The sequence below is a fragment of the Mesorhizobium sp. CNPSo 4671 genome (assembly GCF_057784245.1).
In genome coordinates this window covers 1-14170 of the sequence record NZ_JBWLUW010000036.1, presented here as the reverse complement: position 1 = coordinate 14170, position 14170 = coordinate 1, and the positions used below count along the sequence as shown (strand labels likewise).

13 protein-coding genes and 1 pseudogene are annotated in these 14170 nt (G+C 63.4%); 11 read left to right on the top strand and 3 right to left on the bottom strand.

Annotation, left to right across the window (positions count from 1 at the left end):
• The 6 genes and pseudogenes from AC04SF_RS36830 to AC04SF_RS36805 form a co-directional block, all read left to right on the top strand.
• On the top strand, positions 1-149 hold a 149-nt coding region (locus tag AC04SF_RS36830), incomplete at its 5' end, for a 2-oxo acid dehydrogenase subunit E2 (protein ID WP_441940751.1).
• Between the two features lie 259 nt (positions 150-408).
• Positions 409-1395, top strand: coding sequence for an ABC transporter substrate-binding protein (locus AC04SF_RS36825; RefSeq protein WP_488481800.1), 987 nt, complete (start codon positions 409-411; stop codon positions 1393-1395).
• A gap of 63 nt (positions 1396-1458) precedes the next feature.
• Positions 1459-3161, top strand: a pseudogene (locus AC04SF_RS36820) (ABC transporter permease).
• Positions 3149-4228, top strand: coding sequence for an ABC transporter ATP-binding protein (locus tag AC04SF_RS36815; RefSeq protein WP_488481799.1), 1080 nt, complete (start codon positions 3149-3151; stop codon positions 4226-4228). The pseudogene AC04SF_RS36820 and the gene AC04SF_RS36815 overlap by 13 nt, the downstream one beginning before the upstream one ends.
• A 148-nt stretch (positions 4229-4376) precedes the next feature.
• Entirely contained in the window at positions 4377-5531 is a 1155-nt protein-coding gene (locus AC04SF_RS36810; protein ID WP_488481801.1) for a DUF930 domain-containing protein, read from the top strand.
• Positions 5532-5677: 146 nt separating this feature from the next.
• Positions 5678-6715, top strand: coding sequence for a DUF930 domain-containing protein (locus tag AC04SF_RS36805; protein WP_488481798.1), 1038 nt, complete (start codon positions 5678-5680; stop codon positions 6713-6715).
• Positions 6716-6718: 3 nt separating this feature from the next.
• Here the strand turns inward: AC04SF_RS36805 and AC04SF_RS36800 are convergent, their stop codons facing one another.
• Complete coding sequence (locus tag AC04SF_RS36800) at positions 6719-7393, bottom strand: HAD family hydrolase (RefSeq protein WP_488481797.1); 675 nt, start codon at positions 7391-7393, stop codon at positions 6719-6721.
• Between the two features lie 104 nt (positions 7394-7497).
• On the bottom strand, positions 7498-8139 hold the full coding sequence (locus tag AC04SF_RS36795) for a hypothetical protein (protein WP_488481796.1): 642 nt from the start codon (positions 8137-8139) through the stop codon (positions 7498-7500).
• A gap of 190 nt (positions 8140-8329) precedes the next feature.
• On the opposite strand from AC04SF_RS36795, the gene AC04SF_RS36790 reads away from it, so the two are divergent.
• The 5 genes from AC04SF_RS36790 (at position 8330) to ptsP (ending at position 13150) form a co-directional block, all read left to right on the top strand.
• Positions 8330-8767 (top strand): transcriptional regulator GutM, encoded by a 438-nt coding sequence (locus AC04SF_RS36790; protein ID WP_488481795.1) that lies wholly within the window; start codon positions 8330-8332, stop codon positions 8765-8767.
• A gap of 51 nt (positions 8768-8818) precedes the next feature.
• Positions 8819-9580: a PTS glucitol/sorbitol transporter subunit IIC gene (gene srlA / locus AC04SF_RS36785; RefSeq protein WP_095201367.1), complete on the top strand. Its 762-nt coding sequence runs from the start codon at positions 8819-8821 to the stop codon at positions 9578-9580.
• A gap of 15 nt (positions 9581-9595) precedes the next feature.
• On the top strand, positions 9596-10600 hold the full coding sequence (srlE, locus tag AC04SF_RS36780; protein ID WP_095201368.1) for a PTS glucitol/sorbitol transporter subunit IIB: 1005 nt from the start codon (positions 9596-9598) through the stop codon (positions 10598-10600).
• A gap of 129 nt (positions 10601-10729) precedes the next feature.
• On the top strand, positions 10730-11110 hold the full coding sequence (locus AC04SF_RS36775) for a PTS glucitol/sorbitol transporter subunit IIA (RefSeq protein WP_477223287.1): 381 nt from the start codon (positions 10730-10732) through the stop codon (positions 11108-11110).
• Between the two features lie 57 nt (positions 11111-11167).
• Positions 11168-13150, top strand: a complete 1983-nt coding sequence (gene ptsP / locus AC04SF_RS36770; protein ID WP_488481794.1) for a phosphoenolpyruvate--protein phosphotransferase — start codon at positions 11168-11170, stop codon at positions 13148-13150.
• A 21-nt stretch (positions 13151-13171) separates the two neighbouring features.
• On the opposite strand, the gene AC04SF_RS36765 is transcribed toward ptsP, so the two are convergent.
• Entirely contained in the window at positions 13172-13972 is an 801-nt protein-coding gene (locus AC04SF_RS36765) for a hypothetical protein (RefSeq protein ID WP_488481793.1), read from the bottom strand.
• Between the last annotated feature and the right edge of the window lie 198 nt (positions 13973-14170).

Here is a 14170-nt window from a genome sequence, read left to right as displayed (position 1 = left end):
CGGTGGTCAAGAATGGCGAGATCAAAATCGCGACTGTCATGTCGGTGACCTTGTCGACCGACCATCGCGCCGTCGACGGAGCGCTCGGCGCCGAACTGCTGGTCGCCTTCAAGCGGCTCATCGAGAACCCGATGGGCATGCTGGTCTAGATCAAGGCGTCTTTGACGGGTCGGGAAAGCATAGTTCCGGGCGCCAGTTGCGCCAGCGGCCACAATGGTCATGAGGCTTGCGGAAGGTCACTTCCGCAGGCCCCTCTTGTCGTGCCGCGAGAGCATTTCATGCCAGGCTGTCGCTTGATCTGATCGCGCATGTGCGCTGTCATCCACCAGTCATACGCGCCGTGCAGGGAGGGGACGGGAACCGGCCACAACACCGGACCGCTCATGCACGGACAAGACAGGAGGTCTCATGAAGACGCTACTCATCAAGCTGCTGGCCAGCCAGCTGGCGCTCGCGGCAACTTTGTTTGCCGACGTGGCAAACGCCGAAACTCTGACGCTCTACACATCGCAGCCGGAAGCTGATGCGGCCAAGACCGTGGACGCCTTCAAGAAGGCGCAGCCCGGCATCGATGTGACCATCTATCGCTCCGGAACCAGCGACATCCTGACCAAGATGGCGGCCGAGTTCGCTGCGGGCAGCCCGCAGCCCGACGTGCTCTTGATCGCCGATGCGGTCTCGATGGAGCTGTTGAAGAAGGACGACCGGCTGCTGCCCTATCCCGAAGCCAAGCTCGAGGGCATCGAGGCGGATGCCTATGACGCCGGCAAGACCTATTTCGGCAGCAAGCTGATCACCACCGGCATCGTCTACAACACCGCGGCCACGCAAAAGCCTGAGCATTGGGCCGATCTGGCCAAGCCCGCCTATGCCGATGGCCTGGTCATGCCGAGCCCGCTCTATTCGGGTGCCGCCGCCTATCTGCTTTCCGGTTTTGCCGGCGATACCAACTATGGCTGGGATTTCTTCCAGAGGCTGAAGACCAACAACACCGTCAGCGTGCGCGGCAACGGCGCGGTGCTGAAGTCGGTGGCATCGGGCGAGAAGCCCTATGGCATCCTCGTCGACTTCATGGCGATGAACGCCAAGAAGAAAGGCTCGCCTGTCGAGTTCGTGTTCCCGAGCGAGGGCGTGCCCGCCGTGACAGAACCCGTCGCCATCATGAAGACCGCTAGAAATGTCGACGGCGCCAAGAAGTTCGTCGATTTCATTCTGTCCGATGAAGGCCAGAAGCTGGCGCTGTCCATGGGCTATCTGCCGGCGCGCACCTCGATCGGCCGCCCCGACTGGCTGCCGGAAGGCGTCAAGGTCAAGGTGATGCCGTTCGACACCAAGGCGATCGTCGCCAAGACCGACGCCGACAAGGCGAAGTTCCAGGAACTGTTCGGCGGTTGAGCCGGCAATTGCGGCGGGATGCCGATCGGCATCCCGACCGCACCGATCCCAGGACGCGCAATCATGCCGACACGCATCAGGGAAAGCCGGAGCCAGGAAATGGCCCTGACGGCGGCGGTAGCCGTCGTCATTGTGCTGCTTTCGCTGCTGCCCATGCTGCGCCTCATCAAGGAGATCGTGGCACCCGGCGGCACGCTGTCGACCATGGCCGTGGAGGCGGGCTTGAGAAGCCCGGCGACGTGGATCGCGACATGGCATACGCTGGTCGTCGGCATTGGCGGCACCTTGCTTGCCGTGCTGTCGGGAACGCTGGTGGCGGTGCTGGTCTCGCTGACCGACATACGCGGCCGCAGCGCTTTGGTGCTGTGCTACGTCATGCCGCTGATGATCGCGCCGCAGGTTACGGCGCTGGCCTGGCTGCAATTGTTCGGTCCGGCAAGCCCTTTCCTCAAGCTGTTTGGCGCGGCACCGCCGCTCGGCACGAAGAACCCGCTCTATTCGACCTCGGGCATCATCCTGCTGCTCGGCGTGCAATATGGCCCGCTGGTCTTCCTGCTGGTGCGGGCCGGGCTGCGCAAGCTGCCGCGCGAACTGGTCGAGGCCGCGCGCGCCGGCGGTGCCGGCTGGTTCACCGTGCTGGTCACCATCGTTCTGCCCTTGATGACGCCCTCGATCATGGCGGCGGCCGCACTGGCTTTCGTCTCCTGTGTCGGCAATTTCGGCATTCCGGCCTTTCTCGGCACCCCGCCAACTATCTGGTGCTGCCGACGCTCATCTATCAGAAGCTGGCCGGCGGCGGTCCGGCCGTGCTCGGCGAGACCGCGTTCCTGTCGGTGCTGATCGGCGTCATCGCCATGGCCGGCATCCTTGCCCAGGAAGTGATGAGTCGCCGCCGCGACTACCGCATCTCTTCGACATCGCTGCCGGCTGAACCCTATGAGCTCGGCCGCTGGCGGCCTGTCGTCCAGGCCGCCATGTGGCTTCTGATCATCCTAGTGCTATTCCTGCCGCTGTTCGGGCTGGTGCTGACATCGCTTGTACCCGGCTATGGCATCGCGCTCACCGCAAAGACGGCGACGCTCGATAATTACCGCTTCGTGCTGTTCGAGCACGATGCCGCCAACCGCGCCTTCTTCAACAGTTTCGGGCTGTCGATCGCCACCGCCTTCTTCGCGGTCGTCGTCGCCGTGCCCGTTGGCTATCTCATCGCCTGGGGCAAGCAGCGCTGGGTGCGGTTGCTCAATCTGTCGGTCGAACTGCCCTATGCCTTGCCGGGCGTGGTGCTGGCGATCGCCTCGCTGCTCTTGTTCCTGCGGCCGATCCCGTTGACCGGCATCCAGCTCTACAACACGGTCTGGATCATCCTCTACGCCTACCTCACCCGCTTCCTGGTGCTGGCGCTGCGGCCGACCATCAGCGGTTATCACCAGATCGACCGGACGCTGGAGGAAGCAGCCCAAGTGGCGGGCGCCGGTCTGTTCACGCGCATGCGCACCATCATCTTTCCACTGGTTGCGCCGGCGGCGATCGCTGGTGGCCTGCTGATCTTCATGACGGCGCTCAGCGAACTCACTGTCTCGGCGCTGTTGTGGTCTTCGGGCTCGGAAACCATTGGCGTGGTCATGTTTTCCTTCGAGCAGGGCGGCGATTCCAACTACGCGGCGGCGATGTCGGTCATCACGGTTACGGTCACCTTCGCGCTGATGCTGGTGACCAATCTGCTTGCCCCCTACCTTCCCAGTGGAGTGCTGCCGTGGCGCGACTGACCCTGGACCATGTGACCAAGAGCTTCGCCGACTTCGATGCGGTCAAGGACGTCTCGATCGACGTCGCCGACGGCGAGTTCCTGGCGGTGCTCGGACCTTCCGGCTGCGGCAAGACGACGTTGCTCAGGCTCATTGCCGGCTTCGATAAAGTCACGTCAGGCGAAATCCGCATCGGCAGCGAGGTCATGTCGAACAGCGGCGGCAGCGTCGCGCCGGAAAAGCGGCGCGTCGGCATCGTCTTCCAGAACTATGCGCTGTGGCCGCATATGACGGTGGCCGAGAATATCGGCTATTCGCTGAAGGTGGCCAAGCTCGACAAGGCGGTCGCGCGCCGGAAGGTCGAGGATGCGCTTGCCTTGGTCAATCTGCAGGGGCTGGGCGAGCGCAGGCCGGCCAATCTTTCCGGCGGCCAGCGCCAACGCGTCGCGCTGGCGCGTTGCCTTGTCGCCGCGCCGTCGCTTGTGCTGTTCGACGAGCCGCTCGCCAATCTCGACGTGCATCTCAGGGCCTCGATGGAGGACGAGTTCGCGGCCTTCCACAAGCGCACCGGCACGACCATCGTCTACATCACCCATGATCAGGCCGAGGCGATGGCGCTGGCCGACCGCATCGCGGTGATGGACCATGGCCGCCTGGCGCAGCTGGCGACGCCGCGCGAACTCTATCATGAGCCGGCAAATGAGATGGTGGCGTCCTTCATCTCGCAGGGCGTGCTGCTGCCAGCCGATGTCTTGACGGGAGAAGAAGGCGGCCATTGCAAAGTGAGGGTTCTCGGAACCGAGCTGGTGGTCCGATGCCGCCTTGGCGACCGGCCGCGCGCGGGCGCGAAGATCTGTTGCCGGTCGGCCGACCTCGATGTGTCGCCGGATGGTGTGGGCCTCGATGGCCTCGTCAAGCGGGTGATCTATCAGGGCGGTGCGGCGCGAATCGAATTCACGCCAGCCGCCGGCCCCGATCTCACCTTGCATTTCGAGCAGCCTGACCCCGTCTTGCTGGAGAGGGGGGCCCAGGCACGACTGCGGATACAGTCCGGGTGGCTGATCCCGGCCGCAGCGACAGCCGTGTGATGATGCTCGATCTGCTTGGCCGCTTTGAGTTGCGCGCCATGAACACGGCCCTGTTTGGTGGTCCGATCACCAAGGTGTCAGCGGCTAAACCGTGCCAATCCCGTGCCTATGCTTGAAGCCGCCGTTATTTCATTCCACATCGGTGGGGATGAAGGGCGAGACAGGAGAACGGCGTCGGAATCTGTTGTGGGGCATCCCCGCATCGCTGATCCTGCACGTGCTTGTCGTGGCTCTCCTGTTATACGGTATACCCACGCCTCCCCAGCAGCCGCAGGAGGAGCAGCCGGTCAATGTCGAGATCGTGCCTCCACCCGATCAGCCAAAGCCGAAACCTGTTCCTCCGCCGCCGCCAAAGGAAGCCGAAAAGCCACCAGAACAGAAGGTTGAAAAGCCGCCCGAGCAGCCACCTAAGCCGGTGAACATTCCCGTTCTGAAGCCCGTTTTCCAATATGGCGAGAAGGATACCGGGCCCGAGAAATCTCTCGACGGTGGCAGTGCTCAAGCCAATGCGCCGTCGCCGGCCAAGCAGGCTACCAAGCCGCGGGTCGAACCGAAGCCGGCGCCGAGCCAGTCCGTTCCGACTGCAACGCCACAGCAGCAGACAGAGCCCAGCAAACCTGACGAGAAGCCGGCAACCGCCGCGCCGGACGAAAAACCCGCGCAAAGCGAGGAGAAGCAGGCGACTGAGGATACTGACAAACAGCAGCCGGAAAAACAGGAAGCGGCGCCGCAAACCGACGAGATGCAAGCGGTGCCAAAGCCATTGGCTGCCGAGGCCGGCGGCAAGCCTGCACCGCCACCCCCTGCCGAAAAGGCAAAGCCTAAACCTGCAAAGCCGATGAAGTTCAAATCCGCAGGGGCCTTCAAAGCCCCGCGCGGGAAGGCAGGAAGGTCAAGTCCCACCAACAACGAGGTTGCGGGATCGCCGATCTATTCCGGCCTTCCGGGCGTCAGGAAGCTTTACTCGCAGGGAGCAACCGGCGATGCGTTCGCCACAAGCTCCATGGACAACGTGCCGCGCGATCAGCGCGTTGCCAACCTGTGCGGCAACGTTCTGGACCAAGAATTGCAAGGTGCCGATTATACACCCAAATGGGTGCCGACCATTCCGCTGAAGCTGGGCAACGTTCTTAACCCTCCGCAGGCCGCCTTCAGCACAAGAACCCAATGGTACAATCTGAACTTCCGGTGCGAGGTCGACGCCGATGCGACGAGGGTCCTGTCCTTCAATTTCCGTGTTGGGTCATTGATCCCGCCCGGCGAATGGGCCAGCCGTGGATTCACTAAGTATCCGCTGAATTAGGCCGGCACGGCGCCATGAGTCGCCCAGCGCCTTGGTCGCGCAGCCCTGGGTGTGGTGATCCAGATCACCAAGCTGTCAGCGGCTTGTTTGCGCAAATCCAACGCCTGTGCTTGAAGCCGCCGCTATTTCATTCCACATCGGGCGGGATGAAGGACGAGACGGGAGAACGGCGTCGGTATCTGCTGTGGGGCATTCCCGCATCGCTGATCCTGCACGTGCTTGTCGCCGCGCTCCTGATATATGGCCTGCCGATTCCTCCCCAACAGCCGCAGGAGGAGCAGCCGGTCAATGTCGCGCTCGTACCTCCGCCCGATCAGCCGAAGCCGAAACTTGCTCCCGTGCCTCCGCCAAAGCCACCGGAACCGAAAGTAGAAAAGCCGCCTGAGCAGAAAGTTGAAAAACCACCTCCGTCGGAAAAGCAGACGCAGAAGCCACCGCCAGTCGAGGTCCTGAAGCCGGTTTTTCAGTTCGGCGACAAGGATACCGGCCCGAGGAAATCTCTGGATGGGGCCAGCGCCCAGGACAGTTCGCCGGCGCCGGCCAAGGATGACGGTTCAAAGCCGCCTGTCGTGCCGAATCTTGCGGAAAACCCGCCTGCCACGCCGCCAGACGCCGAGCAGCGGGCGACGACGGACGCCAAGCAGACACAGGATGCGGAGAACCAGGCGGCGCTCGACGTAAGCAAGCAGCAGGGCACGGCACCAGCGCCTTTGGCTGCTGATGGCGGCGACGGCGAGATCGAGCTTCCCACATCGGCCGAGGCGCCAAAGCCCAAACCGGCAAATGCGCCTAAGTCCAGCCCTTCAAAGGTCTCGAAGTCTGCATCGCGGAACGGTTCGGGCCTTCCGCGTGTTCGCAGGCTCTATTCGCAAGGCGCAACCGGCGATGCGCTGGCCACGACTTCGATGGGCGGCGTGCCTCGCAATGAGCGTGCTTCTCTACTTTGCGCCAGCGAGTTGCAACAGCAACTGGTGGAAGGCTCCTATTTTCCTATTCAGTGGCCGAAAGTTCCGTTGAAGGGGGGCAACATAATTTACGCTCCGGACGTCGCTTTCAGCACGACAACGACATGGTACCATCTGAGCTTCCGGTGCGAGGTCGACACCGATGCGACGAGGGTCTTGTCGCTCGACTTCCGTGTCGGCGCTGAGATCCCACGCAGCGAATGGCCGCGGCCTCTCTAGCGCCTACGCCGGTACGCCGAGCCCGGCCAATTGCCGGCTAACGTCTTGCCAATCGGCGCAGACGAAATCGGCGCCGGCCGCCATCAGCCGCGCGGCATGCTCGGTATAGGTGTGGCCGCCACCGATGTAGCCGATCGCCGTCATTCCGGCGGCGACCGCGCCCTGGATGCCGAAGGGTGAATCCTCGATGACGATGCAGTCGGCCGGGTTGGCGCCCATCCTGGCGGCGGCGAACAGGAAGATGTCGGGCGCCGGCTTGCCGTTCTTGACCATCGAGGAGCTGTAGATCGCCTCGCCGAAGAAATGCGCCAGCCCGGTGACGGCAAGGCTGTGGTTGATGCGCTCGACCGAGGATGACGAGGCGACGCAGCGGCCGCCTTCAAGCGTTTCCAGAAATGCGGCGATGCCCGGCGTCGGCGTCAATTCCTCGGTGAACAGAACCTTGGTCTCGGCCCAGATGTCGCCGTCTGCCGCCGCCGGAAACTGGTGGCCGGTCAATTCCCTGATCCTGACGATGATGTCGGACTGCTTCATGCCGACGCATTGGGCGATGATGCCTCCATGAACACCCGGCATGCCGTGCTTTTCATAGACGCGCTCATAGGCCCTGGCGGCCAGCGGCTCGCTGTCGACGAGAACGCCGTCGCAATCGAAAATGATAGGCCTTGGTCGCGCCACGCGCTTGTCTCCTCAAGTCAAACTTCGCACATCGCTATCGGCAAAAAGTCAAATGTTCAATAGTACGATGTATCGAGCGCTTTTTGGGCGTGAAATAGTGGCAGTCAAAGCTGGCGGAGTGCATCGGTTGCGCGCGTGGACCCGAGCGCCCTTTGCATGGCTTGTCGGGACTGTGCACGGTCCGGTGTGATCCAGTTCGGCTCCGCGCCGAGGAAGCGGTCGAGGAAAGCCACCGCGTAGGCCGGCATCTCGGTCACATTTTCGCGATAGGACCACCAGGTGCGCAAATCGTCGGCACATTTGTCGATGCTGGGCGCCTTGCCGAATTCCTGCTCGTAGATCGCCGAAATCACCGAGACGCAGTAGTTGGTGTAGAGGAAGCCTTCCGGCCAGAAGCGGATGATTTCGAGCGTGCCGGCATTCTGATCCGTTTCGATGAGCTCGGCGAGGCCGGAGATTTCCCGGGCCGGCGCCTGCTTGATCAGCTCGCGCAGCACGAGGCCGGCGGCGAAGACGATGAAGTCGGCGCGGTCTATCGCGGCGAAGCGCTTCTGCGCTTCCATGATCTCGACCCAGTCGAGAAAAGCCCTTGTCAGCTTCGCTTCGTCGATCTCGAAACGCACGCCGAACGTGTCCGAAACCACCTTGGCGCTGCCGCGGAAAGTGGCGCGGAACCAACGCAGCTGCCGCAGGCGGTGGCGCAGGTCGGGCATTAGGGCCAGTTCATCCCTGAAGGGCAGTTCCATTGCATGCATCCCGTTTGCTGACAGGCTAGCACAGCCATGCCGCCGCCGAAATCGGCAGACGACCTGTGGATGGCGTGGTAGAGGCCAATATCATACATATTGACATTCGCGGAAACAAATGTTCTCACTTTGCTGTTGTCTCGTGCCAGTCCAAGGTACGTCTCAACGGAGGCTTCGGGAGGAGAACCGAATGGCGATTTGGCAGTGGGGACTGCTTCTGCTGGTTATTGTGTGGGCGCTGCAGTCGCTCGGCGTCTGGCTGCAGATGCGGCACTATTCGGATGTTTTTCGGGGCGTCACCGACCAGTACAAGGACGGCTTCGTCGGAGCCGGGAATTTTCGCGGCCGACTGGCCAAGGGCACCATCGCGCTCGTCGTGGTGACGCCCGACCTGATCGTGCGCCGCCTGATGGTGATGAGCGGCCGGTCCGTTTTCACCAAGTTCAAAAGACATCAAGAATTCGAGGGTGTTGCCCTCGATCGACTCCGGTCCAACCCTGCGATCATGGGGGAGGGGGAACCCGGTGTGGCCGAGGCCGTGAAGCGGGCGATCGAACAGATCGACAAAGCACGGTCGGAGCCGGGGAAGAAGCCGGGCCTGGCCGGCTTGAACGTAGCAAGGGCTTAGAGGACGCCGCGCACCGACTGGGATAACCGGCGGGCGGCATAAGGAGGAGAAATGTCTGTATTTTCGTTGTTGGCGCAGCATGCCGACATGGCCGTGCACAATCTGCATGTCGCAGGTGCCATGGTCTCGGATGCTGCATTGCATGGCAAGCTCGCCGTCGAGCATGCTTCCGACCATCTCGTTGTCCTGGCGCAAGCAGACAGCGGACCGATCACCGTCGATCAGTTCAAGGAAAAGCTGAAGGAAGTCCAGCAGGAAGAGCAACTCGGCTGGCTGACCGCCATCGGCAAGTACTTCATCGGCATCTTCCAGAAGGGCGGCGAAGTGTTCGCCGGCTTCGTCACCGGCATCATTCCGACACTGGTGGTGCTGATGACCGCCTTCTACGCCGTCACCGAACTGGTCGGCGAGGAGCGCGTGCACGGCCTGGCGCGCGGCGCCGGCAGGATTGCCTTGACCCGCTACACGCTGCTGCCGCTGCTGGCGGTGTTCTTCCTCACCAATCCGATGGCCTACACGTTCGGATCGTTCCTGGAAGAAAAGCACAAGCCGGCCTTCTACGACGCGGCCGTGTCCTACGTGCATCCGCCACTTGGCCTGTTTCCGCACATCAATCCCGGCGAATATTTCGTCTGGGGCGGCATTCTTGTGGCTCTGCTCGAGCTTGAGAAGAAGGGCGTTGTCGTCGCCGGTTACCACGTCAAGGTGGCGATCTGGTACGCCATTGTCGGCCTCGTCGTCATCCTGCTCAAGGGCATGCTGACCGAGCGCATCACCATGATCATGGCACGCCGCCAGGGCGTCGAGCTGTAAGGGCGGGAGGACATCATGGCCAAGACATTCAAAGCCGTTAAGATCTCCCGGGGCAACACCGGCTGGGGCGGCCCGCTCGTCATCGAGCCGACCAGCCAGCGTGACAAGGTCGTCTCCGTCACCGGCGGCGGCATTCATCCCGTGGCCCAGCTTATCGCGGATATGACCGGGGCCACGGCTGTCGACGGCTTCAAGGCACCGCCGGTGGAAGGCGAGATGGCGGTTGTCGTCGTCGACTGCGGCGGCACCGCGCGCTGCGGCGTCTATCCGCGCAAGCGCATCCCGACCGTCAATCTGACGCCGGTCGGCCAGGCTGGGCCGCTCGCCCAGTTCATCACCGAGGACATCTACGTTTCGGGCGTGAAGCCGGCCAACGTCACAATGGCGGACGGATCCGAGGCGGTTACTACTGCGGGGGGAGCAGCATCGATGAGTTCAAACAATAACAACGCAGCCGCGGCGCCACAGCCGCTGCCGAGCGAAGGCGGGCTGATCGGCCTGATCAGCTCGATCGGCCGCGTCATGGGCCGGGTGGTCGGCATCTTCTTCAATTCCGGCCGCCGCACGATCGACCAGGTGGTGCGCAACGTGCTGCCGTTCATGGCCTTCGTGACCATGCTCATCGGCCTGATCCTGTACACCGGCATCGGCGACGTGCTCGCCCAGCCGATGGGACCACTGGCCAACAACATCGTCGGCCTGCTGATCATCTCGGCCATTTGCGGCCTGCCGTTCCTGTCTCCCATCCTCGGGCCAGGCGCCGTCATCGCGCAGGTCATCGGCGTGGCCATTATCGGCCCGCAGATCGCCAACGGCACGATTTCACCGGCGATGGCCCTGCCGGCGCTGTTTGCCTACAATACGCAGGTGGGCTGCGACTTCGTTCCCGTCGGCCTGGCGCTCGGTGAAGCCAAGCCGAAGACGATCGAAATCGGTGTCCCGGCGGTGCTCATCAGCCGCCAGATCATGGGCCCGGTCTCGGTGCTGATCGCCTGGGTCGTCAGCCTGATCGTGTTCTAAAAGCAATTCCAGGAAAAGTGTAAGCGGTTTTCCGTCCGGAATTGCGTCAAAACAAAGAGATAGAGCGGTTCGCCGGTTCCGTGAAAACGGTGAGCCGCTCTAAGGAAAGTTGAAAATGAGGTTCGCCATATGACGGTTCTGCTGAGAACACGGGTCACTGCCATCGGGCCCGAAGTGGCGGATCTTGCCGAAGGGGGCGTGGTCATCCTGTTTGCGGATGGCTCGCCGCCGGAGCTTGCCGAGGTTTCGGTGCTCCACAAGACGGAGCTCGGACCCAGCGACGGCGCGCCTCAAAAGGGCGCGTCGATCACCCTTGGTCCGGTTTCCGCTGTTATAACCGCCGTCGGCTCCAGCGCGTGGAGCAAGGTGCTCGAGATGGGCCACGTCGTCATCTCGTTCAACGGCGCCACCGAGGCCGAGAGGCCGGGCGAGATCTGTGCATCGCAGGTCGATACCCAGGCGCTCGTGGCCGCCCTGAAGACGGATGCGATCATCACCATCGCCGCCTGAAAGCATTCGCGCCGCTGCCCGTCTGGTTTTGGCGCTTAAAAAAGCAGAGTATTTGCCATGGAACGCTCGACCATCGTCAGAGTGCGTGAAGGTTTGCACGCTCGTCCCGCCACGCGCTTCGTCAAGCTCGCCAAGGGTTTCGAATCCGATGTCGAACTGGTCAAGGACGGCAAGGCGGTCAGCGCCAAGAGTTCCGTCAAGCTGATGCTGCTGGCGGTCAAGGAAAACCAGGAAGTCACCGTGCGCGCCAACGGCGCCGACGCTATCGAGGCGATCGAAGCGCTGATCGGCTATCTTGAGAATCCCAAGGCGGGTCTCGACGACGAAGCCGAGCCGCAGAGCCCGGCCAATGATGCCGGCCAGCCGGCATCCGCACCAGCGCCCCAATCCATGCCGGCTGTAGCAGGCGAAGCGAACGGCTTGCGCGGTGTCGCGGCAAGCGAGGGTGTCGCGATCGGGCCGGCCTTCGCGCATTTCCCGCCCGAGATCGCCGCACAAGGCCGCCTGCTGCAGGCTGACGAGATCGCCGGCGAGATCGACAGGTTCCGCGCCGCCGTCGCCGCCGTCCAGGCGCGCATGGATCGAGCCCTGGCGCAAGACAGCCTGTCGGCAGGCGACCGCGGCATCGTCGCGGCACTCAGGGATATCGCTGCTGACGACAGCCTGACCGGCGAGGCCGAGAAAGCGATCCAGGGCGGCAACGATGCGGTCTCGGCCGTCATCACCGCAGCCGCCACCATCGCCGCCGATTTCAGCGCCGTCGACGATCATTACCTCAATGCACGGGCGGACGATGTCCATGCGGTCGGGCGGCAGATCTGCCTGGTGCTGCTCGGTCAGGACGATGTCAGTCTCGAAAGCATCCCGGAAGGCGCCATTCTGATCGCCGACGACATCGGCGCCTGGGACCTGGCGCGGGCGCCGCTGAAACGCATCGGCGGCGTCATTTGCGGCCATGGCGGCGCCACCTCGCATATCGCCATCATCGCCCGCTCGCACGGCATTCCGGCGGTGTTGGGCCTTGGCGACCAGGTCAATGCCTTGCGCACCGCGCGCGACGTGGCGCTCGACGGCAATACCGGTCATGTGATCCTCGACCCGGACGCGGCGACGCGCGCCGAATACGCCGGCCGCGTCGAGGCGGCGGCGAAGGAGCGCGCCGGCTTGACCGCCTTCAAGACGGTGACGCCGAAACGCGCCGACGGCAAGGTGATCGACGTCGCGGCCAATATCGGCTCGCTGGAGGAAATCGAGGCGGCGCAGGAAGCGGGCGCCATGGGCGTCGGCCTGTTTCGCACCGAACTCCTGTTCATGCGCCACATGCACCTTCCCTCGGAGGACATGCAGGCCGAGACCTATGCGGCGCTGGCCAAGGCCTTCGCGCCCTATCCGGTCATCGTGCGCACGCTCGACATCGGCGGCGACAAGCCGATCGCCGGCATCGAGTTTCCCGACGAGGAGAACCCCTTCCTCGGTTGGCGCGGCATCCGCATGTGCCTCGACCGGCCCGATATCTTCAAGCGCCAGCTCAGGGCGCTGCTGCGGGCGGCCGTGCATGGCAACATCAAGGTGATGCTGCCGATGGTGTCGGATATTTCCGAAGTCACGCGCACCCGCGCACTGGTCGATGAATGCGCCGCCGAACTGAAGGCAGAAGGCGTGCCTTATTCGAGGTTCGATCTCGGCGTGATGATCGAAACCCCGGCCGCGGTGCTGATTGCTCCGGCGCTGGCCAAGGAGGTGGCATTCTTTTCGATCGGCACCAATGACCTGACCCAGTACATCATGGCCGCTGATCGGCTCAATCCGACAGTCGCGAAGCTCAACGACGTCACCAATCCGGCCGTCATGATGGCGATCGGGCTGACGGCCAAAGCCGGCGTCGCCGCCGGTATCATGGTCGGCATGTGCGGCGAGGCGGCCGGGCGCCCGGATCTCATCCCGGCCTTCATCGAGATGGGCCTGACCGAGCTTTCGATGAGCCCGGCCTCGATCCAGCGCGCCAAGAAGACGATTACAGCCATGGCTGCGGGGGGCTAGATCCGCAACAGCCGCTGGAGCTTACGGCAAATGCGCAAGCAAGGTGGCAAAGACTGGTGTCAGTTCATCGACCGGGCTTGCCTTGGCGCAGGCCTGCGCAATGCGGTCGTGGCGGATATCGGCAGCCAGGATCGCGATCTCCAGCATGTCCGGCTCCGGCGCGCCGTCGCGGCCGGTTGTCGCCAGCCCGCAGGCCAGAACAACCGGCGCCAGGCAGCTTGTGTCGAGCGCCCGGCCATCAACCACGGCCGTTTCCGGCGCGGTTTCAGCAAAGCGGATCGGACGCTGGTTGAGCAACTCGACCAGCAGCGCCGCGCAGGTGGCCGCGATTGCCTGCAGTCCGATACCCGGTGCGGTCAAGGCGGCCAGCAGATCGCCATGGCGCTTGCGCATCGTGGCATGCGTGGCGGCGAAATCGGCCTCATGAATGCGGGCATTGTCGATCTTCAACTCGGCCAGAACCGCCTTCGTCAGATAGTACATGTCGCGCCGGAACAGGCGCTCGGCGCTCAACTGCTGGTCTTCGTTTCCGGCCGGGAAATAGGTGCCGAGGCCTTTCACGGTCGTGCCGTCCACCTTGATCGGACGCTCGTGCGGGACAAAGGATTCAGCGATCGACAGCGCTTCGTCGACGGCGCTGGCGGCATGGCTGAGCAGGCCTTCGATGCCCTTGCCCGGAAACGGCGGCAGATGGCTGGTCGCTTCGCGCAACACGCTGGCGTCACCGGTGCCGTCATGACGGCTTTGCCGGATGATGTCGCGGACTTCCCGCAACCGGTCCTTCAAATTGACGCGGACGTCTTCGGAGATTTGTCGGAGCATCGCGGATCGCCTCGAAAGTGCCATGGAGGGCGGCCAGCAGGGGGCCGGCCACCAACTCTACATTGTTCCTATCGATTGGTAGATCAATAGGCGATACTAGGCCAGCACGCAGAATCGGCGACGGCGCGCTCGTCCGTCGCCGCGGGGGAGGGATGATTTGGCCAGGCGACGACAAACCGGAGAGGGGCGGGCCGAAGA